Genomic DNA, 23,865 nt, shown 5'->3' with positions numbered 1-23,865 from the left:
CCCGCAGACCACTCCGTCAACAGGGACACCATGAGTCAGACACCGCGCGGCACGTTCGGCACATTGCACGCGATCCTTCGGGAAGTGGAGCCGGGGCTGTTCAGCGCGGAATACCGCGGCGAAATGAACCAGGATCAGGCCGGCGTCGAAGCATTCCCGGACTCGCATATTGGAACGGATGCCTCCGGCGTGAAGCAATGGGTCGAGGAGATGGCGATCAGGCTGGGCTACGACCGCGTCGAGTGGGACGCAATCGACACGCCCTGAGCGGCGGCTCTCGATCTTGCCAAGCAGCGCCGGACGACGCGTTGGACCATGTTCGTCCAAGGTTGCCTCGTCACCGGTGTTCTATCACGGTCCAACGCCTTGCATGATCGCGTGATTCCCGCCTTCTGACGGGTCAGCCTCAGCCGATCACGCGCTACCGCGCCTGGGTGTACCACAGGCTGATATCGGGCCGTTTGGCGGAGGCCTCGCCGCTGCCGATCATCGCGATGCGCATCATCAGGCTGCCGCCCAGCACGGCACAGGCGGCGCTACCCGACAAGGTGCGGGACCGGCTGCCTGTCAGCAGAGCCACGCTCAGCAGGCCAAGCGGCAGCAGCGTTCCGATACCCACCGCGCCGATCCGATCCATTGCCCCGTCCACGCCGTCCTGCGCCCGGTCCACACCGGTCCGCCGATTGACCTCCTCGGCCGCCAGCGTCGCCGCCAGCTCCACCGCCAGGGCGCCGGCACAGACCATGTCCAGGTCCTGCCGCACATCCCGCCGATCGGCACACAGGCTCAATGCGGCAGCGGCCGAAGCGATCGACGAGGCGGCGAAACGCACCGCCAGCGCGCGTGTCGCGGCGGCCCAGAACGGCGTGCTGGTGGCCGAGAACAACCCGGCTGTATAGGTTCCCAATCCGGCACCCGCCGCCGCCGCCGGCACCTGCGCCAGCTTGGCGATCCGGCCGAACCCACCGACCCGGTCCATCAGCACCTGGGCCGCGGCGGTCGCCCCGCTGAACAGGCTGAACGCCGTCAGGATCCAGGTTCCGATCGACATCGGCGAGGTGTGCTTGAACACGCGCAGCATGTTGTAGAAGCGTTTCGGTGTGTGCAGGTCGGCGATCAGCAGCGGGCTGCCGATCACCGGCGCCAGCAAGGCCAGCATCCGCCCACGCCGTACGACCCCCCGCACCGCGTCTCCGCGCGTCAGGTCCAGCAGGGTCGCCAGAAGCTGGGCGCCGCCCGACACACCGGCCAGGAAGACGTAGCCGCCCACCAGGGATTTCTTGAACGGCGCCGGCTTGAGCTGCGGCCGGCCGTAATAGGTCGGTCCATTCCACTGATCCATGCTTCAGCGCCTCCGGCTAAAGATCGCTACCGCCGCCAGCGCCAGCCCCGCGACCATCGAAAGCCCGCTGACCAGGCTTGGCACCACCCGATTGGAGGCACGTGTCGGCGCCGCTGGCAGGTTGTAGACTTCCGGTCGATCGGTCAGCAGGAAGAACGCGTTGAGGTGCCGCAGGTCCCCGGTCGCACCCGGTGCCCCAGGCGTGCCATAAAGATATGCGGATTTGACATCCAGTTCGTGCAGGTTCGCGACACGCCGTTCGGCGCGCTCCTGCAGCTCCCCAAGCTCGCCGAACTGGATGGAATCGGTGGGGCAGGCCTTGGAGCAGGCTGGCTCCAGACCGCCCTTCAGCCGGTCGTAGCACAACGTGCACTTGTGCGCCTTGCCGTCGACCGGGCTGAGGTCCACCACGCCGAACGGACAGGCCGGAATGCAATAGCCGCAGCCGTTGCAGATATCCTGTTGCACGACCACGGTGTCGAACTCGGTCTTGAACAGGGCGGCGGTCGGGCAGGCTTCCAGACAGGGGGCGTTGTGGCAATGCTTGCAGACGTCGCTCATCATCAGCCAGCCGCTTTGGAACGCCGGCTGGTTGTCGCTACGGACAGTCTGCTCGATGAAGTTCACGTGACGCCAGGTGTTGGCCGATAGCGCGCCGGTATTGTCGTAGCTGTTGCCGGTCAGGCCGATGTGGTCGGCGGGCAGGTTGTTCCACTCCTTGCACGCCACCTCGCAGGCCTTGCAGCCGATGCACAGTGTCGTGTCGGTAAAGAAACCATAGGACCGGCCAGGCACGATCCGTACGCCGGCGGTCAGTTCCGACTCGTCGGGAATGACGGTGTCGAGGTCCGATTGCGAGTGCTGCGATGCGCGTGGATGCATGTCCTCCACGGGCTCAGCCCTCAAGCAAGGTGATGCGTGACACGGTATGCGCCAGCAGGTCCGGGGCGCTGTGGTAATGCACCTTGATGCGGGCCTGGCGGCTTTGCAGCGGCGGCAACTGTTCGGGTTCGGCGGCGCAGTCGTGGCCGAGGATAAAGTGATGGCCGACGCCGTTGCGGTCCAGCAACTGGAACCGACTCTCCTGGGTGAAGATCAGCAACCCTTCCATCGTGTCCATGTGCGCCTCGTTTGGGTCGAACAGTCAATGCAACAGGCGCTGCCTGGTTCCCCCTTCTGACGGAACCGTGCCGCGTTTCCGGCGTTTGCGCCATGTGGTTGGGAAAAATTCCGTATGAAGAAACTGCGCCGCAGCATCAGCGACCGGGTGACAGGTTTCGTTGAGGATTGGTCGCTTCCGCGGCAATTAGCCGGACAAAGCGTAATGGCGAAGGCGGCCGAGAGCGCCCAGTCGCGGTCGCTGCGTCCGCGGCTGGAACAGGCCGACCGCGTCGGCACCAGCATCTGTCCCTTCTGCGCCGTCGGCTGCGCCCAGCTCGTCTATGCGAAGAACGGCAAACCCATCCATATCGAGGGCGACCCGCGCAGTCCTGTCAACCAGGGCACGCTCTGTCCGAAAGGCGCCGGCACGCTGGGGATGCTGCTGTCGGATAAGCGTATCAACCAGGTTCTCTATCGCGCGCCCTATGCGGAAAATTGGGAAGTGCGGCCGCTGGACTGGGCAATGGAGCGCATCGCACAGCGGGTCAAGCAGACACGCGACGAGACATTTACCGAAACCCTGCCGGATGGTAGCAACGTCAACCACACTTTGGGTATCGGCTCCCTCGGCGGCGCCACGCTGGACAATGAAGAGAACTACCTGATCAAGAAGTTGTTCGGCGGCGGCCTTGGCATGGTGAACATCGAGAACCAGGCGCGCATCTGACACTCCTCGTCGGTACCCAGTCTGGGGACGACATTCGGCCGTGGCGCGGCGACGATGGCCTTGTGGGATCTGGCCCACTCGGACTGCATCGTGATCATGGGCTCCAACATGGCGGAGAACCATCCGATCGCCTTCCGCTTTGTCATGCAGGCGCGGGCGCGCGGCGCGACGGTGATTCACGTGGACCCGCGCTTCACCCGCACCTCGGCGCTGGCGGACATCCATGCGCCGATCCGCTCCGGCTCCGACATCGCGTTCCTCGGCGGCATCATCCGCTATATCCTGGCGAACGATCTGTGGTTCCGCGATTTCGCCCTGGCCTATACAAATATTGCCGCGATCATAAACGACGCGTATGGCGATCCCGAGGACCATGATGGCGTGTTCTCGGGCTTCAACGTGAAGGGCGGCGACTATGAAGGGGAAACCTGGCAATACGCCAACCGCACGGTTTCGCCGGCAATCGCCGAACACCACGTCCCTGGCAAGGACAGCAATCCCGACCAGTCCCCGGCCGCCGATCCCACCCTGCAGCATCGCAATTGCGTCTACCAGATCATGCGGCGGCACTACGAGCGCTACACTCCGGATATGGTTGCCCGGGCGACCGGCTGCTCCGAAGTCACCTTCCTGCGTGTCTGCGAGTCGCTGACCCGCAACACCGGCCGCGAGCGGACCGGTGCATTTTGTTATGCGGTGGGCTGGACCCACCACGCCTTCGGCGTCCAGATCATCCGCGCCGCCGCCATCATCCAGGGTCTGCTCGGCAACATTGGGCGCCCAGGCGGCGGCATCATGGCTTTGCGCGGCCACGCCAGCATTCAGGGCAGCACCGACATTCCGACGTTGTACAACATGCTCCCTACCTACCTGCCGCAGCCGAATGCCATGCAGCCGCACCACAATCTGGCGGAATTCCTGAAGGTCGAAACGCCGGCGACCGGCTGGTGGCACAATTTCCCGAAATACATGATCAGCCTGCTCAAGGCCTGGTACGGGCCGGCCGCTCAGCCGGATAACGATTTCTGTTTCAACATGATCCCGAAGCTGACCGGCGACCATTCGCAGTTGCCGATGACCCTGGCAATGGCCGACGGGGTGGTGAAGGGGCAGTTCATCCTCGGCCAGAACCCGGTGGTCGGCGCCGTCAACTCCGACCTGGTGGAGCGCGGGCTGTCAAAACTCGAATGGCTGGTGGTGCGCGACTTCGCGATGATCGAGACGGCGAACTTCTGGCAGAAGGGACGGCTTGTCCAGCGTGGCGAACTGGCGCCCGATCAGATCGGCACCGAGGTGTTCTTCCTGCCGTCGGCGATGTCGGCGGAAAAGGAAGGCACCGTCACCAACACCTCGCGTCTGGTGCAGTGGCACGACAAGGTGCTCGACGCGCCGGGTGATTCGCGCTCGGACCTCTGGTTCATCTACCACCTGGGCCGCCGCCTGAAGCAGCTTTACGCCGACAGCACAGAGCCCGCCGATGCGCCGATCCAGGCGCTGGCATGGGAGTATCCGGTCAGCGGTCCGGTGGCGGAGCCGCACGCGGCCTCGGTGCTGCAGGAGATCAACGGCTACACCGTGGCCGACCGCAAACTGCTGGGAAGTTACCAGGAGATCAAGGACGACGGCAGCACTGCCTGCGGCGGCTGGATGTACAGCGGGATCTTTCCCGCCGATGCCCATAATCGCGCCCGGTCACGCACGCCGGATGGTCCGGACGGACCAGGCAGCCACCAAGGCTGGGCGTTCGCCTGGCCGGACAACCGCCGCACGCTGTACAACCGCGCCTCGGCCGACATGGACGGCAAGCCGTGGTCGGACCGCAAGCGAATGGTCTGGTGGGACGCGGAGCAGGGAAAGTGGGTCGGCACCGACACGCCGGATTTCATTCCGACCAAAGCGCCCTCGATGCGGCCGGACTGGGCGCAACACCCTAAGGGCATGGACGCGCTGGGCGGCAATGATCCGTTCATCATGGAGGCGGACGGCAAATGCATGCTGTTCGTGCCTTCGGGATTGAAGGACGGCCCATTGCCGACGCACTACGAGCCGGTGGAAAGTCCCATGCTCAATCCGTTGTATCCACAGCAGATCAGTCCGGCCACGAAGCTTTGGCCGCGACCGGGCAATGAATATCACGAAGCGGCGGACCCCCGGTATCCGTACATTTTTACCACCTATCGCCTGACCGAACTGCACTGCGGCGGGATCTCCACCCGCGTGATGCCGCATACCGCCGAACTGCAACCGGAGGCCTTCATCGAGATTTCCCCTGAGCTGGCCACGGAACTTGGCATCCGGAACCTGGACTGGGCGGTGCTGTCCACCAAGCGCGGGCGGATTGAGGCCAAGACGCTGGTGACCGCCCGCATCAGGCCCTTCACCCTGAATGGCAAGACCGTGCACCAGGTCGGCATGCCGTGGGTGTTCGGCTGGGAGGGTTATGCGCGCGGCGACATCGCCAATGTGCTGCTGGCGATCCATGGCGACCCGAACACCAGCATCCACACCACCAAGGCGCTGACCTGCGATCTGCGCCGCGGCCGCCTGTCTTCGCCGAACATGCAATGACCGCGCCAATGGAGGCCGCTCTGCGGATGGTCGACAAGCTGCTGTCGGAACGGCCGGACAAGGTGGGACATGATTTTTCCGAGGCCACGCGCTGCGTCACGGCCGTCCGCGATGAGCTGATCGCGGCGTGGCGCCATAGCGGCAGTATGACCGACCGGCGGCGGCTGGCGCGGATCAACGCGGTGCTTAGCGTAATGGTGGGAGGCCACTTTCCGCTCGGTGACATTCCCTGGGAGAAGATCGAAACGGCGCGACGGCAACTCGCCGAACTGGCATCGGAGGCCACGCCGCCTGCGGGTCAGCAACCGTCATCGGGGGCGTAGGCACATAGAGCGTGATCGCCTGAGGCTGACCCAGTCAGAAGGCGTTAATCACGCGATCAGACAATGAGTTAAAGCGCGATTCGTGGGTCAACCTAAACCACTCGCGCATAGACCCTAACAGGGCGCTCAGGGTCTTATTTCCTGATCAACGGGCAACGGGACTGCGACAGCGGCTGGAACGCCTCATCGCCCGGGATGGTGGCGACGCGTTTGTATAGGTCCCATGGTCCCTTCGACTCGGCCTTTGTCTTTACCTGAAACAGATACATGTCGTGCACCATCAGTCCGTCGGCACGGATATGGCCGTCGCGGGCGAAGAAATCGTGGATCGGCGCATCCCGCATCGCCCGCATGACCGGTGCGCTGTCAGTCGTGCCGGCGGCCTGCACCGCCTGCAGATAATGCATGGTGGCGGAGTAGACCCCGGCCTGCAGCATGTTCGGCATCTTCTTCAGCTTGTCGAAGAACCGTTTCGAAAATGCGCGGGTATCGTCGTCCATGTCCCAGTAGAACGCGTCGCTCACCATCATGCCTTGCGTTGCGTCCAGGCCAATGCCGTGAATATCGTTGATGTTGGCGCCCAGGCTCGCAAGCTTCGCGCCGCTGGCGGTGAGGCCGAACTCCGCCGCCTGCTTCACCGTATTGATCAGATCGCTGCCGGCGTTGGCCAGGCCGATGACCTGCGCCTTCGACTGCTGCGCCTGCAGCAGGAATGACGAGAAGTCGGCTGTATTCATCGGCGCTTCGGCGTCGCCCAGAACCGTGCCGCCATTGGCCTTGATCACCGCGGCGCTGTCACTCTCCAGTTGATGTCCGAACGTGTAGTCGGCCGTCACGAAGAACCAGCTCTTGCCGCCCTGGTCCATCACCGCCTTGGTCACCGCGTGCGACGTCGCATAGGTGTCGTAGGTGTAGTGCACCGCGGTTGCGATGCAGGCTTCGTTGGTGATCGAAGCGGCGCCTGGTCCGTTCAGCAGCACGATCTTGTGGCGCGGGTTTGCCACGTTCATCACTGCCAGCGCCGGCGATGAAGCCGCGACATCCAGCAGTGCCACGACATTCTCGGTGTCGAACCACTCCGTCGCGATGGCGGCGGCAATGTCCGCCTTGGTCTGATGATCGGCCACCAGCACCTCGATCGGCCGGCCCAGCACCTTGCCGCCAAAATCGGCCACCGCCATCCGCGCCGCCAGTTCACTGCCTGGTCCGGTGACATCCGCGTAAAGGCTGCCCATGTCCAGGATCATGCCAAGCTTGACCGGATTGGCTGGCGCCGGTTGCGCCTGAGCATTCGGCAAGCCGGCCAGCAGCAGGCAAGCCGCGACAATGAGTTGCGGGCATCTCATGAGCGTTCCTCTTTTCGCGCCGGCCTGCTGCCAGGCGTCTCTCACCGAACGCCTGCCAACCTGCAAAAATCAAGGCTCTTGTATCGTGGATAAGACGTTCGCCATGGCAGGCGAACATCTGACTCCACGGCTGCTAATGCTTTGGTTTCAGCGGCCTTGTCCCCTAGGTCCGTCACAAGATGCGGCCAACTTTGGGGCCAGACATCAGGTTGCGTGGATATTCAGGATCGGGGTGCCCGTCGGCGTCCCGGTTGTTGTTCCAAACGTCGCGGTTATGCGGCCGCTGGTGATATCGGCGAAGCTGTGTCCGGCAAGGGTCAGCGTCGCCGTCGGTTGGCTGGCGGTCGAGACGGAATACTGCAGTTCGCTGACGTTCCCGGCACCCAGGACAGTCTGCGCCTGCACGCTGAAGCCGCCTGGATAGACGCCAAAGATCGTCGCGTAGTCGCCGGAATGGAAATTCTCCACCAGGTCGGAGATGCTGGCGGCCGGCGCGACATCGTTGACGTAGAACGAGTCGATGCCCGTGCCACCGATCAACGTGTTCGAACCAGTGCCGGCATCGAGCACGTTGTTGCCGTTGGCCTTGCTCACGTCGATGGTGTCATTGCCGCCGCCGGTCTGAATGAAGGAACTCGGCACCGCCGAGGTGATATACAGACTATCAGGCGTGATGTTCGCATATTCATACTGTGGACCTGACGGCCCGCCGGCATAGGCGGAGCCGGTCGACGTGATGATGCTGTCCGTCGTCGCGTCCTCGATCTTGAAGTTGGGCGCCGGGCCGGTCACTGTCAGCGTGGTTCCGGCCGCCACCGGCGTGACCTTGAAACTGTCCCCGGCGTAGCTGCCGGATAGCCGCAGCGCGTCCACCACCTGCGTGCCATTGCTCAGGGTCAGTGTGCCGTTGGTCAGCACGGCGCTGGTCGCGGAGACGCCGCCAAGCAGGATCTGATCCCCGACGTTGGCCGAGATTGCGCCGGCGAAAGTGCTGGGCGTATCGATTTTCAAGATGTCGTCGCCGTTCATGAAGACGGTCTGCCCGGCGGCGACCGCATGCACTTCCAGCACCGATCCTGTCGCACTGAGCGTGCCGGCCTTGTGGTCGAAGTCGAACACCATCGCCCCGATGCCGGTGACGGCGCCAACGATGTCCAGGGCGCCACCCTCGGCCGCCAGGATGCCGGTGTTGACGACGCCGTTGCCGATCGTGCCGCTGCCTTGAACCAGCCCACCGTTGATGTCCAGCGCCGCCGCGTTGAACGCGCTGGCCTGAAGGTTCAACAAGCCGCCGGCAGCGACAGTCAGCGTATTCGCCGTCGCGTAGGCTCGGCCGCCCAGCACGTCAACCGTGCCGCGTGCGCCGATGTCGGCCAATGTCGTTTCAAGACTGACATAGGCTGCCCCGTTCCACTCCCTGACGTCGGCATTCGGGTTGTCCAGGAAGATCTCGGTCCAGCCATTCGGGATCAACGGCGGCCCCTCGATCGTCGCTATATTGACGACCAGGTGCTGCAGCGGACCGCCCATGTTGATGAACGCGTTGACGCCCTGCGTCTCGAAGATGCCGTCGAACAGCGTGTTCCCGGTCATTTCCGCGATCGATGCGGTATCGATGGTCACGTTGCCCGACAGGGACTGCAGCCAGTTGGTGATGTAGAACCCGTTGGTGCCGGTGAACAGGACGTTCCCCCGGCCCTGGATAAAGGCGTTGACCGTGCCGGGATTGACGATGGTGCCGCCGTTCATCAGCATGATGTTCTGCAGCGGGCCGGCGAGGGTGCCGGTCGATCCCGGCGCAAAAACCAGCGTGCCATCGATCGAAAGCTGCGCCGCGCTGAATGGGGCGACATTGGTGTTCAAGTAGTTGTTCGTCGGGTTCAGGCTGAGTGACCGGACGGTTTCCGTCGTGCCCGCGGCGATCAACACGTCATAGGGACCGGCCACCACCGGCGGCGCATCAATCGTTACGTCCGCGGCTATGTCGTTCGGCACCGCCGCGGGTAACCAACTGACCGGCGCGTTCCAGATGCCGCTTACGCCCCTTGCCCAGGTATAACTTACCACGTCAGCCTCCCCCTATGCAGTGCATATATTGCACGTCCGCAACGGCTGACCGTCTGTCCGCCAGCTCGTGCAAGACCAGTCGGAACAGGCCGTGTTCTCCGCTGGTTTGTCCATTCACGAAGCCGTCGGATGCGGCGAAATCAAGCCTGGGCAAGGGTTTTGAGCGCCGAAATCGTTCTTATACCGGATTAAAATGGCCAGGTCCGATGATGCCAGATCGTTGGCCTACGCCGCCGATCGCGGGACAGATCCTATTAATATGGGGAAACCGCCCAAATTCTAATACGCACTGTGGTGCAGCCAAGCGTCACGGAGCCTGATCGCGGCATCTAGCGCAAGGCCCGTTCGCATCTCGTGATATGGGTCTCGCGAAGGGCTCCGCCATTGCCGATCACAGATGGGTCGGACCGCTTTACAGGCTTTCCACATGCAGCCGATCCAAGCGGCTAGCGGAACGAATACACGTCCAGTGCATTGTCGCGATACAGCATGCGCTTCTCCGACTCGGTCATCTGGAACCGGAACGCAAGATGCGGATCGTCGAAATCCCAATGCGGATAGTCGCTGGAGTAGACCATCCGGTCCCAACCGATCCAGTCGAACACCTGGCGCAGATCGTCGGGATGCTCCGGTTCCTCCACCGGCTGCGTCGCATACCACAGGTTGGTCTTCATGTACTCCGACGGGCGGCGCTTCAGCGGCGCCTCGTCGCGCATCTTTGCCCAGTGCGCGTCCAGCCGCCACGCGAGTTGCGGCGCCCAGGCGAAGCCACCCTCGATCAGCACGACCTTGAGGTTCGGGAACGCGTCGAACACGCCCTCCAGGATCAGGCTGGCCGCCTGGTTCTGCATGGAGTGGACCAGGACGTGGTGATCCTCCAGGTAGAACTGCGGCCAGCCGCCGGCGGACGGGGCGCTGCTCTGTGTCCCGCCGATGTGCAGCCCGATCGACAGGTTGTTGGCCTGGGCGGCGGCGAAGATCGGCCAGTAGCGGCGGCGCCCCAGCGGCTCGCTGGTCTTTGATCCTAGCTGGATCTGCGCGAACCGCCAGTCGCCGGCGCGCTTCTCGATCTCCTTGACCGAAGCCTCCGGATCGTCCTGCGGCACCAGGATCGATGCGCGCAGCCGGGGCTCCGGCTCGACGAACTCCTGCGCCTGCCAGTCGTTCATCGCGCCGCACAAGGCGGCGGCTTCGTCCAGGTTGCGCGACGTGTTGCCGCCCAGCAGCGGCTCCAGCACGCCATAGGCGATGTTGTAGGGGTCCAGCAACTGCGCCCGGATGAAGCCGACATCGGATCCCGGCGCGCCACCCGCCGGCGGCCACGCGTCGCGCCGCGAGGTGTTCGGCGAGAACCGCGGATAGGTGCCGCGGTCGGCATACGGCCCGCAGTTGAATTTGCCGTATTCGAGGACGTGCCTGCGCCAACGCTCCGACAGGTACTGGTTCAGCGCGCCGGCCTTGGGGTAGGGATGGATGTCGCAATCAATGATCCCCAGCCTGCCGGAGACGTCCGGGATTTTCGTCGCGAGGTCGACAGGCGCGTTCATTGCGAGGCCTCCTTCAAACCAGAATAGGTCGGCAGCGGATCATCAACGCAAACGTGGCGCCGCCGGCAATCCAAGAGTCACGGAGTGTAATCGCATCGCCCTCGAACTGCCAGTGCGGGTCGCTTGCCAGTGCGGGTCGCCGGAGGCTACCGGCACCGGAGCGTGTATTGGCCTGCCGCGGTCCGTCCGGTAATCTCCACCGCGTTTACGATTTGCTAAGACTATAGAGGCAGATTGGCGTCATGCCCAGGGCCTGCCTCATCGCCCTTCTGCTCGTCGCGACGTTCCTGTCCACCCGTGTGGCGGCGACCGAGCCGGCGTCCGCGTGCCTCGATGCCGCGGACATCGCGGAGCGCAACTGGACGCTGCCGCCCAACCTTATCCATGCCATCGGCCGAGCGGAAAGCGGCCGCTTTGATCCGACCACAGGCCGCGTGGCGCCTTGGCCATGGACGGTCAATGCCGATGGTCGCGGTTTCTATTTCACGGCCCGCGCCGAGGCGGTTGCGTTCGTGCGAGCGTTGCAGTCGCGTGGTGTCCGTCTGATCGACGTCGGCTGCTTCCAGGTGGACCTGTTTTATCATCCGGCTGCCTTCTCCAGCCTGGAACAGGCGTTTGATCCAATTTCCAACGCCGATTACGCCGCGCGCTTCCTGACCACCCTGCACGGCCAGACCGGTAGCTGGGCGGCCGCGATCGCCGGCTACCATTCAAGCCAAGCAATCGAGGGTGAGACTTATCGGCAGAAGGTCATGGCGCAATGGGGGGCGGGCGGTGTCCTTCTCGGAGCCGCCGCCACGCCCGCCGCCCGGCACGTGGTCGGCCGGCCGCTGGCCCAGGACCAGTTCGTCGTCCTCATGTCCGCCACGGCGCGCGCGATCCCGGTCATCCGGCCTTGACCCATGCGTGGCATGATGCCGACGGTCGAGCAACCGTAACCAATTCATTTGGAATCTGAGGGAACTACGTGAACACCAATGCAGCTTCGAGCAGTCGCCCGGCCGCATCTGTCCGCTTGCCCTGGAGGAAATGGCCCTGCCGCCTTCGAACAGTCCAGGGGTGGGACATGACGCTGCAAGTTCTCGGCAGCAGCTGGTTCTTGATCTTGACGATTGCAGGGTTCCTGAAGGTCCTGATCGTCGCCGGTGGCATGAGTATTACCAATTTCGGTCCAACCGGATGGCCAGCGTTGCTATCAAGCCTGTGCCTATTTCTGTTCTATCTGGCGCTCTGTTGGTTGATCCTTCATCGGCCTGCTCCGGCAGCACGGAGCGCCGGCATTCTACCGTCGCTGACCGCATTCACCGGCACCTATCTTCCGTGGACCTTTGGACTGCTTGCGCCCGGCGCGGCTTCCGCCAAACTGGAAATCGTCTCAGCCGGGCTTCTCTTGATCGGTGCCGTAGCGATGGTCGTTGTCATCCTTCACCTAGGTCGTTGCTTCAGCATTGTTCCCCAGGCGCGCAGCTTGGTGCGGACGGGACCATACGCGGTTGTTCGGCATCCATTGTATCTTGCCGAGGAAGTCGCACTGCTGGGCATTCTGCTGCAGTGTTATTCGCCGATAATGCTGCTGCTCTTCCTGTGCCATTGGACATTGCAGGTTAGGCGGATTTTCTATGAGGAGGATCTTTTGCGGCGAACCTTGCCAGACTATGACGGCTACGCAAGATCCACAGCGCGATTGATCCCGAAAGTTTGGTAGGCTCGCCGGCGGGGCGCGCTACCGCTTCCGCATTGACATCTTACAATGATGTATCAGTCGGCGCCGCGGCAGGGCGTTCCGCAGGTGCAGCTATGTATTTCACAAACCGTGACGGCCCGTTTGCGAAACAGGCGTGGTTCGGTTGATGCGCGATGTCATGCATCCAGACCATGAGCTAGTTCAGCACGAGGCCTGCCATAAAAAAATCGGGGCTGTAAAGAATTCATTAACTTTGACCCATCATTTTGCGCGGTGCCGGGCCTTGGGCCGCTTTCGACACCATCCGGGTGAACGTTGCACGGATGGAACTGACTTCCCTCATAGGAGAGGCTGGGAGAGATGTCCTTCTACGTCGAACTCGTGTCATTCCGCGAGGTGAGTACCCTTCGGCTAAAGGCGCAACCCACGCAACAGAAGGATACTATTGATGTACGCTTTCCTGCACCTCTGGCTTCGCTTGAAGACCGACAGCCGTGCCGTGACTGCCCTGGAATATGGTCTGATCGCCGCCCTCATAGCCGGCGTAATCATTGCAGCCGTGGCCGGGTTGGGCACTTCTATCCGAGGCACATTCACCGGCATGTCCGGGGCAATGAACGGGCTACCTACCCCAACCGCTCCGTAAACACGGTAGGGGCTGTGTCACATCACGGCACAGCCTCTTTCACCGCCCATGGTCCCAGCCAATGACGTTCGGCGGTCCTAGCCTTCTGATCTCGCTCGCGGCGGTCGCCTTGGTATTCGCGGCACTGCACGACATCGCGTTCCGCACCGTCCCCAACTGGGTATCGGCGGTGCTTGCAGCCGATGGACTCATGCTGGGCAGCTTGAATGAGCATCTATGGGCTGATCTTGCCTGCGGTTTCGCCGTCTTCGCGCTCGCCACGATCTGCTGGTGGCGCGGCTGGCTGGGCGGCGGCGACGTCAAACTGCTAGGGGCAACCACGATCCTTGTCCCGCCGACCCTGGTTCCGGGCTACATCGCTGCCGTCGCTTTGGCCGGCGGCGGTCTTGCCGTGATCTATCTCTTGCTGGAACGGGTCATCCCGAACCCCCGTCGACACCATCCCGCGCCCCTGCTCTGGCGCGTCTTCGTCGTCGAGTGCCGCCGAATCCATCGCCGCGCTTCGCTTCCCTATGCAACGGCAATCAGTGCCGCGGCACTCCTGATGCTGGCCAAGGGCTGATCATATGCTGCTTCGGATTGCCCTTTTCGCGTTGATGGCCGCCGGCCTTGCCGGATTCGGCGCGGTCGCCTGGATCAGCACCCGCTCGCCTCCGCCACCCAGCGTGGCCGCGGCAGCCGTCGCGCCGCCAGTGAAGGTCTCCGTGCTGGCCGCGGCTCATACGTTGCGCCCCGGCGTACTGCTGAAGCCCGACGACCTGACGGCCGCCGTCGTGGCCCAGTCGGCGGTTCCCGAGGGTGCCCGCCTCGATACGCCCGCGAACCGGGCCGATCTGCTGGGTGCGATGCTCCGCCGCAATGTCCTGGCGGGTGAGGTGCTGCTGCCCATCCACGTGATGCGGGCCGGCGACCGCGGCTTCCTTGCCGCTGTCCTCGGCCCCGGCATGCGCGCGACAACCGTCGGGGTGGATGCGGTCACCGGCAGCGCCGGGCTGATCTGGCCAGGCGACCATGTCGACCTGATCTTGACAGAAACGATCGACAATCCCGCCGCGCCGCTCGGCCGTCGCGTCGCCGGGGAAACCGTGCTGCACAACGTCCGCGTCATCGCGATCGACCAGGAGCTGATGCAGGGCGCAACCGCGCCGACTCCGGGGTCGACGTTCAACGCCTCGCAAGGCCGCACGGTCACGCTGGAAGTATCGCCGGAGGATGCCGAACGCGTCGCCGTCGCCACCAGGCTCGGCCACCTGTCGCTGTCGGTGATTTCCGCCGACACGCCAAGCGTTCCGGTGAAACCCGCAAGCGTAATCCAGGCCGCCGCGCCAGCCCCTGTCACCTGGGGTGGCGACGTCTCCACCGCTTTACGGGCGGGGCCAAAAGGCGACGCCACCAACGCAATGCTGCACGTCTACGAGGGCAGCGCAGAGGGCAAGGAGTTCCATTTCCAATGATGCACCCAAAATGGGCGCTTCGTCTGCTTGCAGCCGTACTTGTTAGCATTCCGGCGCTGGCCGCGAAGGCGCCGGCAAAAGCCGCGCCGGCAGGCCCGCCCAGCGTGACGGTCGAAGCCGGATCCGGACGCGTGATCCAGCTTGCCGGACCGGCGGCGAACCTGTTTGTCGCCGATCCGAAAGTCGCCGAGGCGCGCCCGGCAAGCCCTACAAGCGTCTTCGTCTTCGGCATCGCCATCGGTCATACGACGGTTGCCGCCATGGACAACGCCGGGCATCCGGTGGGTGTCTACCAGGTGACGGTATTGCCCTCGTCGGCCGCGGCGCAACAGGCTGGGGCGACGATCGGCCGAGCGCTGCCGGGTGAGACAATTCAAACCCATGCGGTACCGGACGGCGTCGAAATCAGCGGCCACGTTGCCACGCCGGCCGATGCCGAACACGCCGCCGCCATGGCAAGGTCCTTCGTCGGCGACAAGCAATTCGTCGCCAACCGGCTTCAGGTCAGCGAACCGATCCAGGTGCTGTTGCGCGTCCGCATCGTGGAGATGTCACGCACGCTGACCCGCGATCTCGGCCTCAATTGGCAGAATCTTGCCGGCAGGATCGGCAACTTCGCGACAATCGGCCTGGCGACGCAGTTCCCCTTGGCGGACCTGACCAGCGGAGCAGCCGCGCCGGTCGTGGCCAGCGCGGCATTCAGGAAAACCAGCGTCGAGGCGATCGTCGACGCCCTGGCGCAGGATCAGCTCGTCCACATCCTAGCGGAGCCCAACCTCACGACCATGAGCGGGGAACCCGCGAGCTTTCTGGTCGGCGGCGAGTTTCCTGTCCCGGTGGCGCAGGAGCAGAACACCATTTCCGTCAGTTTCAAGCAGTACGGCATCTCGCTGGCGTTCGTGCCGACAGTGGTCGGCGGCGATCGGATCAACATGCATATCAGGCCGGAGATCAGCCAATTGACCAACCAAGGCGCCGTGCAACTGACGGCGGGCAACAACAGCATCGTCATCCCGGCGCTGACCGTGCGCCGCGCCGACACGACGGTGGAACTCGGCAGCGGGCAGAGCTTCGCGATTGCCGGCCTGCTGTCCGACAACGTCACCCACAGCGGCAACGGCGTGCCCTTTCTTGGCGACATGCCTGGCGTTGGCGCGCTGTTCCGCTCGGACAGCTTTCAGCGGCAGGAAACCGAACTCGTGATCCTGGTGACACCCTACATCGTGCGCCCGGTCAGCGACCCGACGGCGCTGCATACCCCGGCCGACGGATGGAGCCCGCCAAACGACCTGGAACGCATCCTGCTGCTGCGGCAGAACGGGCAATCGCCGGCGGTACCCGTTGCCCACATCACCGGCGATGCCGGGTTCATCGTCCAATGATGCCGCCCATGCACCGGACCGTCGCGACCAGGACGGCCGGCTTCATGCTGCTCGGCATGCTTGCGAGCTGCGCCGCCACCGATCCGCTGCTGAACGGCAGAAGCTGGAATCCCAATGGCGCCAACGAAGCCAACATCGCGGCGGAAGTCGTCAATCCCATGGACCTGCAGCGTGGGCGGAAGCCGGCTGGCGGCACGGATGGGGAATTGGCGGCAGCCGCCATCCTGCGGCTTCGCACCGGCCATGTGAAGGCGTTGCCCGACAGCGCCATCAGTGATCTGCGCGTTCAATCATCGCCATCCTCGTCAGGCAGCCCCTGATGTCGGACGATATCGCCGTAAAGACCGCGCCGGCCGCCGCGACGCCGGCCGCCGGCCGCAGTGGCCGCACCCAGGTGCTCGCCTTCGTCACTGATGCGGATACCGAGGCGGTGCTGCGCCTCGGCCTGGTTGCCACCGCCGAGGACGTTGTCGTGCAACGCGGCGACAGCCGCAGCGCGATCAATGCCATGAGCAGGATGCCAAGCCCGCGCGTCCTGGTGGTGGACATCAGCGGTGAGGAACAGCCGATGTCGGCATTGGCCGCGCTGTCCGAAGTGGTCGAGCCGGACGTGAAGGTGCTGGTTGTCGGCGACCGGCAGAACGTCGATCTCTACCGCCAGCTCACCCGCACGCTGGGTGTCGGCGAATATCTCTACAAGCCGCTGAATGCCGATGTGGTGGCGCAGCATTTCGGACCCTTTATCGCCCCGGCCAGCGTCGCCGCGACGCAGGTTCACGGCGGCCGCATCCTCGCCATCACCGGCGTCTGCGGCGGTGCCGGGGTGACCACGCTGGCCGCTAACCTCGCCTGGCATCTGTCGACCGAGGCCAAGCGGCATACCGTGCTGCTCGACGCGAACCTGTACACCGGTTCGGCGGCCATGCTGCTGGGCGCCAAGACCGGAGGCGGCTTGCGGCTGGCCCTGGAAACGCCGGATCGGGTGGACGAGCTGTTCATGGAACGCATCGCGCAACCGGCGGCCGATCGCCTCGCCGTGGTCGCGGGAGAGGAGAAGCTGACCGAGCGAATGACCATCGCCAGCGGTGCCGTGCAACCACTGCTGCGCGGACTGCGGCAGCGCTACAACTATATCGTGGCCGACGTACCCCTGGGTCCGGTCGGCTGGCACAACGAGCTGCTCGACCAGGCACGCCAGCGGGTGCTGGTAATGGAGCCGACCTTGCAGGCGTTGCGCGATGCCCTGCGTATCATGGCGCTGCCGACGGGCGCGCAACAGGTCCGCCAATCGGTGATCGTGCTCAACAAGGTCGGCGCGCCGGGAACCATGACGCGGCGGCAGGTCGAGGCAGCCTTGCAGCACAAGGTCGATGTCGTCATTCCCTACCTGCCGCGGGTGGTCAATCAGGCGGCAACCATGGGCACCCCCGCCGCGGCGTCGCACGGCGGCTTTCGCACCGGCATCGGCGATCTGGCGCAGCAGGTCGCGGCGTCGGGCGCGGTCGGCAAGGCACCGTGGCGGTTCGGCAAGCTGTTCGGCCGGCGGAGCAAGGGGTAATGGCCAGCTTCGGCCGCCGCCGGCCAGAGAATACCGAGATGGAGACGCAACCGGCGATCGCGGCCGCGGTTCCGCTGGTGGTTCGGCCAACCGTATCGCAGCCAATTACCGAATTGCGGAATTTGTGCCTGCTGCGGATCGATCCGGCGGCGGTCGCCGCCTTGCCGCCGGATCGCCTCGGTCCGGAAGTCGAGCGTCTGGTCTCCGAGATCGCCACCGAACGGCGCATCCAGCTTAATGGCCGTGAGCAGCGTCAGGTCGCCAGCGACCTGGTGCACGACATGCTCGGACTCGGACCGTTGCAGTTGCTGCTCGACGACGAGGCCGTCGCCGATATCATGGTTAACGGACCAGACCGGGTGTTCGTCGAGCGCGCCGGCAAGGTCTCGCTCTCCGACGTTAGGTTTCGCGACGCCGCGCATGTCGGCAACATCTGCCAGCGCATCGCCTCCTCGGTCGGGCGGCGGGTCGACGAAAGCAGCCCGATGTGCGACGCCCGGCTGGCCGACGGGTCCCGCGTCAACATCGTGTTCACGCCGTTGGCGCTCGATGGCCCGTATATCTCAATCCGTAAATTCGCCAAGCGTCGGCTGACCTTCGCTCGCATGGTGGCGGGCGGTTCCTGCACGCCGCAGTTGGCGCGGGTGCTGGAGATCGCCGGCCGAGCGCGGCTGAACATCATCATCTCGGGCGGCACCGGTTCCGGCAAGACCACGCTGATGAATGCGATCAGCACCACCATCGATCCCGGCGAGCGCATCGTGACGATCGAGGACGCGGCCGAGTTGCAGTTGCAACAGCCGCATGTCGTGCGCATGGAGACCCGGCCGCCAAGCCTGGAGGGCAAGGGCGAAGTGACGCAGCGCGACCTTGTTCGAAATGCGCTGCGAATGCGGCCCGACCGGGTGATCATCGGCGAGGTGCGCTCCGCGGAAGCCTTCGACATGCTCCAGGCGATGAACACCGGCCATGACGGCAGCATGTCCACCGTGCACGCCAACACCACCCGCGATGCCATCAGCCGGATCGAGAACATGGTGCAGATGGGCAACATGGGATTGCCGTTGCGCGCGATCCGCACCCAGATCATCGGCGCCGTCGACCTGATCGTGCAGGTCGAACGTCAGCGCGACGGAAAACGCCGCATCACGCAGGTCACCGATGTGATCGGCATGGAAGGCGAGGTCGTGACGCTGAACGACATCTTCCGGCTGGAAATCGACGGCGAAACGCAGAACGGCGAGCTTATCGCCCGTTACAAGGTCAATCGCGCACGCCCGAGCTTCTATGAACGGCTAAGCTACTTCCAGATCGACCGTGCGTGGTCGGCGGCGCTCGAAGAGGCGTCCCCAGGATGAAGCCGGAGCTGGCCCATCTGCTGCTGTTATCCTGCGCCTGCCTGCTCGGCCTGATAGCCAGTGGCGTGCTGCTGTACCGCGACCAGCGGCGCAGCCGGCAATGGGCCGCGCGCATCAAGGATGTCGCAAGCGCCCATGGCGCATCGCGCTCCGACCTTGCATTGGGAAGCCGCGTCTTCAGTCTCTCGCGGCAGACCGCCGACCAGGTAGGCCTGGTTGCCCGACTGCTGCGCTATGATCCGCTTCATCGGGACATTTATCCGGCACGGCCGCTTGTGGTGCTGACGCTGGCGCTGGTGCCGGCGGTGGTCTTCGCGCATGTCGTCGCCGGCTTTGTCGGGCTGGCGGGATGGATCACGATGCCGGGCATGTGCGTGCTGGTCTGCCGGTCGTTCTTTGGCTGGTTTGATAACCGCCTGTCGGGAACGCTGTATCGGCAGTTTCCGGATGCGCTCGCGATGATCGTTCGCGCGGTACGCGTCGGGTTGCCGATGGTGGAGGCGATCCGCGTTGTCGCGAACGAAAGCTCGCAGCCGACGGCACGGGAATTCGCGGCGCTGGTGGCGCAGACCACGATCGGCGTGCCGCTGGAGGATGCGCTGCGGGAGATGGCCGAACGCAACCGGCTGCCGGAATATCGTTTCTTCGCGACAGCCTTGTCGCTGCAGAGCCAGACTGGTGGCGGCCTTACGGAAACCCTGGAGAATCTGGCCGACACCGTTCGCAAGCGGGTCGCCGCGAAGATGCGTGGACATGCGATCGCGGCCGAGGCGCGAATGAGTTCCTACATCCTCGGCGCGCTGCCGCTGGTCACCGGTGCCCTGCTGTCGCTGCTCAACCCCGACTACATGGGGGTCATGTTCACCGATCCGTCGGGGCGTAATCTGTTGCTGCTCGCCGTCGTCCTGCTTGGCATCGGCGCCTTCAGCATGCGGACCTTGATCCGCAAGAGCCTGTCATGATGCATCCAGGGCTGCTCAGCCTGCTTGGCGGCTTGAGCCTGACCATGATGGGCGCCGGGTTCGGGTTGCTCCGCGCCGTGGCACGGCAGGACCTGCGCGAACGTCGCGTCATGGCGGTGCGGCAGGGGGCCGCGACCTCGGCGCTGGAGACACGGTCGGACGCAAGTCTACCGATCAGGCTGGTCACCGGCCTCGGCGCCCTGATGTCCAAAAGCGGTCTGTTGCCCGCGGCCACCGTGGCGGAACTGGAACAGACCCTGGTTTCGGCGGGGCTGCGGCAGGGCAGTGCGCTCGGGCTGTTCATTGGTGGCAAGCTTATCTTCTGTCTGCTGCTTCCGCTGCTTGTGTATGGGCTGCTGCACGGCACCGCGATCTCGCCGATGATCCGGCTGATCTGCATCGCGATGGGCGCGGTCGTCGGCTTGCTGCTGCCCGACTTCATCGTGCGCAAACGTCGCGCCGCCTACCTCGCCGCGGTTGGCCGTGGCCTGCCGGATGCGCTCGACATGCTGGTGATCTGCAGCGAGGCGGGGCTTGGCCTCGAGCTTGGCCTGGAGCGCGTCGCAAACGAGATCGAACCGGCGCACCCGGCGATCGCCGCGGAGCTGAAACTTACCTCGGGCGAGCTGCGCATCCTGGCCGATCGGCGCACGGCGCTGACCAACATGGGCACGCGGACCGGGCTTGAGACACTGAAGCGGCTGGGCGCCACGCTGATCCAGACACTGCAATACGGCACGCCGCTGAGTCAGGCCTTGCGCACGCTGTCGACCGAGATGCGGTACGAGATGCTGATGCGCTTCGAGGCGCAGGCCGCGCGGCTGCCGGTGCTGCTGACCGTGCCGATGATCCTGTTCATTCTACCCTGTATTTTCATTGTCGTTGGAGGACCGGCGGGTCTCACGGTCGCTCGAACCTTCCTTCACCACTAGAAAGGCACGCAAAATGCGTTCCATCCTGCTGCTCTCGCTGCTGCTGCTCGCGTCCTGCGCCAATCATCCCGACAATCTGCTTTCAACGCAGCCGCCTGGCCTCGATGTGGCCGATGTCGCGTTGGCCAACGGTTCGCCCGAAACCGCGCTGCACATAGCCGAACATGCGCTTGCCACCAATCCGCGCGATGTGCCGGCGCTGGTGCGGCTGGGGGAGGCGCAAACCCTGCTTGGCCAGCGCGATCAGGCGGCGCGCAGCTTCAACCAGGCGCTGGCCATCGCACCGGACAACACCGGGGCGGCGCTCGGGCTGGGGCGACTCGAGCTGGCAACCAATCCGGCCGCGGCCGCGGGCGTATTGTTCCGGCTCACCACCCGCGACCCGCGAAACGTCGCCGCGCTGATCGACCTCGGCATTGCGAAAGACCTGCTTGGCCAGCACATTGAAGCACAACGCGCCTATCACTCCGCCCTTACGGTTGATCCGGACAACGTCGGCGGGCAGGTCAATCTCGGGCTGTCGCTGGCGCTTTCCGGCGATCCGCGGCAGGCGCTGAGTATTCTGCGCCCGCTCGCGCGCAGCCCCGGCGCGTCACCGCGGATGCGCCAGGATCTGGCGGTGGCGCTGGCGCTGGCCGGCGATGATGACGAGGCCGCCTCGGTGCTGCGGGCCGATATACCACAGCCGCAGGTGCTGGCCGCGCTTTCCGGCTACCACCTGCTGCGGCAGGCACCGTAACGTCTCGCGGCGCCTGCCGCGGATCGAAAGTGGCGTGCCATCCATCTGCTATCAACCGGTGACGCGCTGCCTCCACGGTCATACGCGGCCATGACGATGACAGGCGGTGCCGACCGGTCCAATCGCTCGACCGACTGGTATCACGTCCTATCGGGCGCACGTAAGCAACGGCCGGATCTGCGCGACCCGCTGTTCAATGACAAACGCCCGGTGGCGTATATGCGGGTCAGGCGAAACCGCCGACCATGCAAGCGGGAGCGGCAGCACGCTCGCGAGCAGTGCCGCCTCATGCGGCGAGAGGTCCGCCGCCCGCTTCCGGAAGAACGATTGTGCCGCGGCCTCGGCACCATAGATGCCGGGCCCGAATTCCACGATGTTCAGATACATCTCGAGGATCCGGCGCTTTGGCCAGAGCAGAGCGAGTTGCGGCGTAAGCCACGCTTCAACAAGCTTGCGGACCGGATCGCGGCCCGGCCATAGCAGCAGGTTTTTCACGGTCTGCGTGGTGATCGTGCTGGCGCCACGCGGGCGATCCCCGTCCGACCACGCCTCGATCTGGCCGCGCAACGCCTTGAAGTCGAAACCCAGGGTCTCTTCGCAAAACAGGTTGTCCTCGGACGCGATGACCGCGTCCGCCAGCGCTGGAGACATCCGCCCGTAGGCGACCCAATGCCGGTGCATTGCGTGGCCCTCAGCGAGGCGGATCAACATCAATGGTGTCACCGGCGGCGGCACGAACCGGAACGCGACGATGATGGCCAAGGGGCCCGCGAGCAGGATCAGCGCCGCAAGCCTGATCCATGGCAAAAGCCGGCCGGAACGAGGCGGTCGCGAGCGGCTCGACATCACAATGGCATTGATCGCGCGTCGGTCGTGGATGGCGGCATCGCCGCTTCCACCCGTTGCCGCTGGTCAAACTGAAACTGGCTGAAACGATGCAGTCCCTGCTCGACACAAGCCTTGTGTGATCGAGCCGAACCGCGTCCGACCCAGGTCCATTGCTGGACCAGGAGCTTTTGCTTCTCCCGATCCGCCTTGAGATCAATGGCGGCGATGATCTCGTCGCCGACCAGCACGGGCAGGGCGAAATAGCCGAGCAGCCGCTTCTCTTTTGGCACATAGGCCTCGAAGCGATGTCCATAGTCAAAGAACAGCCGCAGCCGCTTCCGTTGAATGATCAACGGATCGAAAGGCGATAGCAGATGGACCATCGCCTGGGCAGAGGGTGGCGGGATATCGAGCACCTCGGGTTGCACCCAGTGTTCCAGCTTCCCGGCGCCCGCTATCGCGACAGGCAATAGCGCCTTGCGGCGGACTCTTGCTTCGATCAATCGCCGGATGTGGGCCTTTCGGCCGGCATCAAGATGACAGATCGAATCGAGGCTGACCAGACCTTGCGACCGCAACGCGCGATCGAGCAGGTAGACCAGGACCTGCCGTTCGGACGCGGCCCTTGGCCGTTCGTCCCAGCCGAAATGGCGGTCCATGAGCTCATAGGTCTTGACCATGCCACGGCGTGCGCTGACGGTCAGTTCCCCGGTGAAGAACGCCAGTTGCAAGGCCCGCTTTGATGGCTTCCGGCTGGCCCAGGCATGCTCCTTGTCGATCAGCACCTCGTCGTCGATGTCGCGGATGGACAGGGCGCCATCGTTTCGAACAAGCGCAAGAACCCTTCGCAGATCTGCCTGCTTTACCGAGCTGAACCAGTTCCTCGGCGATTGCCGGTAGCGCTTCATGGCGGCCAGAAAGAAGCGGATGTCCATGGCTGGAACATAGGAAAGGGCGTGCGTCCAGTACTCGAAGACGGTCTTGTCGACGGTCAGCGCCTGATGCAGATGCTCGCGCAGATATGCGGGAATGCGGGTCCAGAGAATGTGGTGGTGGCAGCGCTCTATCACGTTGATCGTGTCGATCTGCACATAGCCTAGATGGTCCACCGCCCTGGACACCGCTTCGGGTCCGGTTCCGAATGGCGCGACTGCATCGAGCCGCTGAGCCCGGAGCCAGATGCGTCTGGCCTCCGACGTGGTGAGCGTGAGGCGGATACGGGACTCGGAGGACATGGTTCAGGCTAGCAGACCGATGTGCGCGGCGGCAGACTGACGCATCCGGTCCAGTTGGGAACAAGG

Annotated in this window: 23 protein-coding genes; 15 read left to right on the top strand and 8 right to left on the bottom strand. The window is 64.4% G+C overall.

What is annotated here, in order from left to right; genetic code table 11:
• The first annotated feature begins 30 nt into the window (after positions 1 to 30).
• The gene (locus ACQY4S_RS22630) at positions 31 to 267 is read left to right on the top strand and encodes a hypothetical protein (protein WP_428487455.1); all 237 of its coding nucleotides are present in this window, start codon (positions 31 to 33) and stop codon (positions 265 to 267) included.
• 154 nt (positions 268 to 421) lie between these two features.
• Here the strand turns inward: ACQY4S_RS22630 and nrfD are convergent, their stop codons facing one another.
• From nrfD to ACQY4S_RS22615, 3 genes are read right to left on the bottom strand one after another with little or no spacing between them, the layout of a single operon-like run.
• Complete coding sequence (gene nrfD, locus ACQY4S_RS22625) at positions 422 to 1,342, bottom strand: NrfD/PsrC family molybdoenzyme membrane anchor subunit (RefSeq protein ID WP_428487454.1); 921 nt, start codon at positions 1,340 to 1,342, stop codon at positions 422 to 424.
• A gap of 3 nt (positions 1,343 to 1,345) precedes the next feature.
• Positions 1,346 to 2,224, bottom strand: a complete 879-nt coding sequence (locus ACQY4S_RS22620) for a 4Fe-4S dicluster domain-containing protein (RefSeq protein WP_428487453.1) — start codon at positions 2,222 to 2,224, stop codon at positions 1,346 to 1,348.
• Positions 2,225 to 2,237: 13 nt separating this feature from the next.
• Positions 2,238 to 2,462 (bottom strand): hypothetical protein, encoded by a 225-nt coding sequence (locus ACQY4S_RS22615; protein ID WP_428487452.1) that lies wholly within the window; start codon positions 2,460 to 2,462, stop codon positions 2,238 to 2,240.
• A gap of 114 nt (positions 2,463 to 2,576) precedes the next feature.
• Here ACQY4S_RS22615 and fdh point away from each other — a divergent pair, with 114 nt between their 5' ends.
• Positions 2,577 to 5,738: a formate dehydrogenase gene (gene fdh / locus ACQY4S_RS22610; RefSeq protein ID WP_428487451.1), complete on the top strand. Its 3,162-nt coding sequence runs from the start codon at positions 2,577 to 2,579 to the stop codon at positions 5,736 to 5,738.
• 8 nt (positions 5,739 to 5,746) lie between these two features.
• A complete protein-coding gene (locus ACQY4S_RS22605) occupies positions 5,747 to 6,061 on the top strand; it encodes a hypothetical protein (RefSeq protein ID WP_428487450.1) in 315 nt (104 codons plus the stop codon).
• Positions 6,062 to 6,195: 134 nt separating this feature from the next.
• Here the strand turns inward: ACQY4S_RS22605 and ACQY4S_RS22600 are convergent, their stop codons facing one another.
• The 3 genes from ACQY4S_RS22600 to ACQY4S_RS22590 all read right to left on the bottom strand — a co-directional run bounded on the left by ACQY4S_RS22600 (position 6,196) and on the right by ACQY4S_RS22590 (position 11,021).
• Entirely contained in the window at positions 6,196 to 7,407 is a 1,212-nt protein-coding gene (locus ACQY4S_RS22600; RefSeq protein WP_428487449.1) for an ABC transporter substrate-binding protein, read from the bottom strand.
• A gap of 204 nt (positions 7,408 to 7,611) precedes the next feature.
• Positions 7,612 to 9,474 carry a hypothetical protein gene (locus tag ACQY4S_RS22595; protein WP_428487448.1) on the bottom strand — a complete coding sequence of 621 codons (1,863 nt, stop codon included), beginning with the start codon at positions 9,472 to 9,474 and terminating at the stop codon, positions 7,612 to 7,614.
• Positions 9,475 to 9,920: 446 nt separating this feature from the next.
• Positions 9,921 to 11,021 (bottom strand): amidohydrolase family protein, encoded by a 1,101-nt coding sequence (locus ACQY4S_RS22590; RefSeq protein ID WP_428487447.1) that lies wholly within the window; start codon positions 11,019 to 11,021, stop codon positions 9,921 to 9,923.
• Positions 11,022 to 11,263: 242 nt separating this feature from the next.
• On the opposite strand from ACQY4S_RS22590, the gene ACQY4S_RS22585 reads away from it, so the two are divergent.
• The 12 genes from ACQY4S_RS22585 to ACQY4S_RS22530 all read left to right on the top strand — a co-directional run bounded on the left by ACQY4S_RS22585 (position 11,264) and on the right by ACQY4S_RS22530 (position 21,736).
• The gene (locus tag ACQY4S_RS22585; protein WP_428487446.1) at positions 11,264 to 11,920 is read left to right on the top strand and encodes a transglycosylase SLT domain-containing protein; all 657 of its coding nucleotides are present in this window, start codon (positions 11,264 to 11,266) and stop codon (positions 11,918 to 11,920) included.
• A 167-nt stretch (positions 11,921 to 12,087) separates the two neighbouring features.
• Complete coding sequence (locus ACQY4S_RS22580) at positions 12,088 to 12,726, top strand: methyltransferase family protein (RefSeq protein WP_428487445.1); 639 nt, start codon at positions 12,088 to 12,090, stop codon at positions 12,724 to 12,726.
• A 427-nt stretch (positions 12,727 to 13,153) separates the two neighbouring features.
• Positions 13,154 to 13,351, top strand: a complete 198-nt coding sequence (locus tag ACQY4S_RS22575; protein WP_428487444.1) for a Flp family type IVb pilin — start codon at positions 13,154 to 13,156, stop codon at positions 13,349 to 13,351.
• A gap of 61 nt (positions 13,352 to 13,412) precedes the next feature.
• Positions 13,413 to 13,913, top strand: a complete 501-nt coding sequence (locus tag ACQY4S_RS22570; protein WP_428487443.1) for an A24 family peptidase — start codon at positions 13,413 to 13,415, stop codon at positions 13,911 to 13,913.
• 4 nt (positions 13,914 to 13,917) lie between these two features.
• Positions 13,918 to 14,805 (top strand): Flp pilus assembly protein CpaB, encoded by an 888-nt coding sequence (gene cpaB, locus ACQY4S_RS22565; protein WP_428487442.1) that lies wholly within the window; start codon positions 13,918 to 13,920, stop codon positions 14,803 to 14,805.
• Positions 14,802 to 16,187 carry a type II and III secretion system protein family protein gene (locus ACQY4S_RS22560; protein WP_428487441.1) on the top strand — a complete coding sequence of 462 codons (1,386 nt, stop codon included), beginning with the start codon at positions 14,802 to 14,804 and terminating at the stop codon, positions 16,185 to 16,187. Before cpaB ends, ACQY4S_RS22560 begins: the two co-directional genes overlap by 4 nt.
• Positions 16,188 to 16,195: 8 nt before the next feature.
• Positions 16,196 to 16,507, top strand: coding sequence for a hypothetical protein (locus tag ACQY4S_RS22555; protein ID WP_428487440.1), 312 nt, complete (start codon positions 16,196 to 16,198; stop codon positions 16,505 to 16,507).
• On the top strand, positions 16,507 to 17,745 hold the full coding sequence (locus ACQY4S_RS22550) for an AAA family ATPase (protein ID WP_428487439.1): 1,239 nt from the start codon (positions 16,507 to 16,509) through the stop codon (positions 17,743 to 17,745). The genes ACQY4S_RS22555 and ACQY4S_RS22550 overlap by 1 nt, the downstream gene beginning before the upstream one ends.
• A complete protein-coding gene (locus ACQY4S_RS22545) occupies positions 17,745 to 19,103 on the top strand; it encodes a CpaF family protein (RefSeq protein ID WP_428487438.1) in 1,359 nt (452 codons plus the stop codon). The genes ACQY4S_RS22550 and ACQY4S_RS22545 overlap by 1 nt, the downstream gene beginning before the upstream one ends.
• A complete protein-coding gene (locus tag ACQY4S_RS22540) occupies positions 19,100 to 20,065 on the top strand; it encodes a type II secretion system F family protein (protein ID WP_428487437.1) in 966 nt (321 codons plus the stop codon). Before ACQY4S_RS22545 ends, ACQY4S_RS22540 begins: the two co-directional genes overlap by 4 nt.
• Complete coding sequence (locus ACQY4S_RS22535; protein ID WP_428487436.1) at positions 20,062 to 20,997, top strand: type II secretion system F family protein; 936 nt, start codon at positions 20,062 to 20,064, stop codon at positions 20,995 to 20,997. The genes ACQY4S_RS22540 and ACQY4S_RS22535 overlap by 4 nt, the downstream gene beginning before the upstream one ends.
• Before the next feature lie 13 nt (positions 20,998 to 21,010).
• On the top strand, positions 21,011 to 21,736 hold the full coding sequence (locus ACQY4S_RS22530; RefSeq protein ID WP_428487435.1) for a tetratricopeptide repeat protein: 726 nt from the start codon (positions 21,011 to 21,013) through the stop codon (positions 21,734 to 21,736).
• Between the two features lie 147 nt (positions 21,737 to 21,883).
• Here the strand turns inward: ACQY4S_RS22530 and mtgA are convergent, their stop codons facing one another.
• Both mtgA and ACQY4S_RS22520 read right to left on the bottom strand, forming a co-directional pair.
• A complete protein-coding gene (gene mtgA / locus ACQY4S_RS22525; protein ID WP_428487434.1) occupies positions 21,884 to 22,582 on the bottom strand; it encodes a monofunctional biosynthetic peptidoglycan transglycosylase in 699 nt (232 codons plus the stop codon).
• Positions 22,582 to 23,799 (bottom strand): winged helix-turn-helix domain-containing protein, encoded by a 1,218-nt coding sequence (locus ACQY4S_RS22520; RefSeq protein WP_428487433.1) that lies wholly within the window; start codon positions 23,797 to 23,799, stop codon positions 22,582 to 22,584. Before ACQY4S_RS22520 ends, mtgA begins: the two co-directional genes overlap by 1 nt.
• Positions 23,800 to 23,865: the final 66 nt, after the last annotated feature.

The organism is Rhodopila sp. (genome assembly GCF_965276935.1).
Classification (GTDB): Bacteria; Pseudomonadota; Alphaproteobacteria; order Acetobacterales; family Acetobacteraceae; genus Rhodopila.
This window is presented reverse-complemented; position numbering and strand designations above follow the sequence as displayed.

Excerpts from the sequence above, each read along its gene's own strand:
- ACQY4S_RS22555 (WP_428487440.1), top strand. The coding sequence starts at position 16,196 with ATGCACCGGACCGTCGCGACCAGGACGGCCGGCTTCATGCTGCTCGGC.
- ACQY4S_RS22600 (WP_428487449.1), bottom strand. The coding sequence starts at position 7,407 with ATGAGATGCCCGCAACTCATTGTCGCGGCTTGCCTGCTGCTGGCCGGC.
- mtgA (WP_428487434.1), bottom strand. The coding sequence starts at position 22,582 with ATGTCGAGCCGCTCGCGACCGCCTCGTTCCGGCCGGCTTTTGCCATGG.
- ACQY4S_RS22615 (WP_428487452.1), bottom strand. The coding sequence starts at position 2,462 with ATGGACACGATGGAAGGGTTGCTGATCTTCACCCAGGAGAGTCGGTTC.
- ACQY4S_RS22570 (WP_428487443.1), top strand. The coding sequence starts at position 13,413 with ATGACGTTCGGCGGTCCTAGCCTTCTGATCTCGCTCGCGGCGGTCGCC.
- ACQY4S_RS22620 (WP_428487453.1), bottom strand. The coding sequence starts at position 2,224 with ATGCATCCACGCGCATCGCAGCACTCGCAATCGGACCTCGACACCGTC.
- ACQY4S_RS22535 (WP_428487436.1), top strand. The coding sequence starts at position 20,062 with ATGATGCATCCAGGGCTGCTCAGCCTGCTTGGCGGCTTGAGCCTGACC.
- ACQY4S_RS22585 (WP_428487446.1), top strand. The coding sequence starts at position 11,264 with ATGCCCAGGGCCTGCCTCATCGCCCTTCTGCTCGTCGCGACGTTCCTG.
- ACQY4S_RS22520 (WP_428487433.1), bottom strand. The coding sequence starts at position 23,799 with ATGTCCTCCGAGTCCCGTATCCGCCTCACGCTCACCACGTCGGAGGCC.
- ACQY4S_RS22550 (WP_428487439.1), top strand. The coding sequence starts at position 16,507 with ATGTCGGACGATATCGCCGTAAAGACCGCGCCGGCCGCCGCGACGCCG.
- ACQY4S_RS22590 (WP_428487447.1), bottom strand. The coding sequence starts at position 11,021 with ATGAACGCGCCTGTCGACCTCGCGACGAAAATCCCGGACGTCTCCGGC.
- cpaB (WP_428487442.1), top strand. The coding sequence starts at position 13,918 with ATGCTGCTTCGGATTGCCCTTTTCGCGTTGATGGCCGCCGGCCTTGCC.
- ACQY4S_RS22530 (WP_428487435.1), top strand. The coding sequence starts at position 21,011 with ATGCGTTCCATCCTGCTGCTCTCGCTGCTGCTGCTCGCGTCCTGCGCC.
- ACQY4S_RS22630 (WP_428487455.1), top strand. The coding sequence starts at position 31 with ATGAGTCAGACACCGCGCGGCACGTTCGGCACATTGCACGCGATCCTT.
- ACQY4S_RS22545 (WP_428487438.1), top strand. The coding sequence starts at position 17,745 with ATGGCCAGCTTCGGCCGCCGCCGGCCAGAGAATACCGAGATGGAGACG.
- ACQY4S_RS22605 (WP_428487450.1), top strand. The coding sequence starts at position 5,747 with ATGGAGGCCGCTCTGCGGATGGTCGACAAGCTGCTGTCGGAACGGCCG.
- ACQY4S_RS22540 (WP_428487437.1), top strand. The coding sequence starts at position 19,100 with ATGAAGCCGGAGCTGGCCCATCTGCTGCTGTTATCCTGCGCCTGCCTG.
- ACQY4S_RS22580 (WP_428487445.1), top strand. The coding sequence starts at position 12,088 with ATGACGCTGCAAGTTCTCGGCAGCAGCTGGTTCTTGATCTTGACGATT.
- ACQY4S_RS22575 (WP_428487444.1), top strand. The coding sequence starts at position 13,154 with ATGTACGCTTTCCTGCACCTCTGGCTTCGCTTGAAGACCGACAGCCGT.
- ACQY4S_RS22560 (WP_428487441.1), top strand. The coding sequence starts at position 14,802 with ATGATGCACCCAAAATGGGCGCTTCGTCTGCTTGCAGCCGTACTTGTT.
- nrfD (WP_428487454.1), bottom strand. The coding sequence starts at position 1,342 with ATGGATCAGTGGAATGGACCGACCTATTACGGCCGGCCGCAGCTCAAG.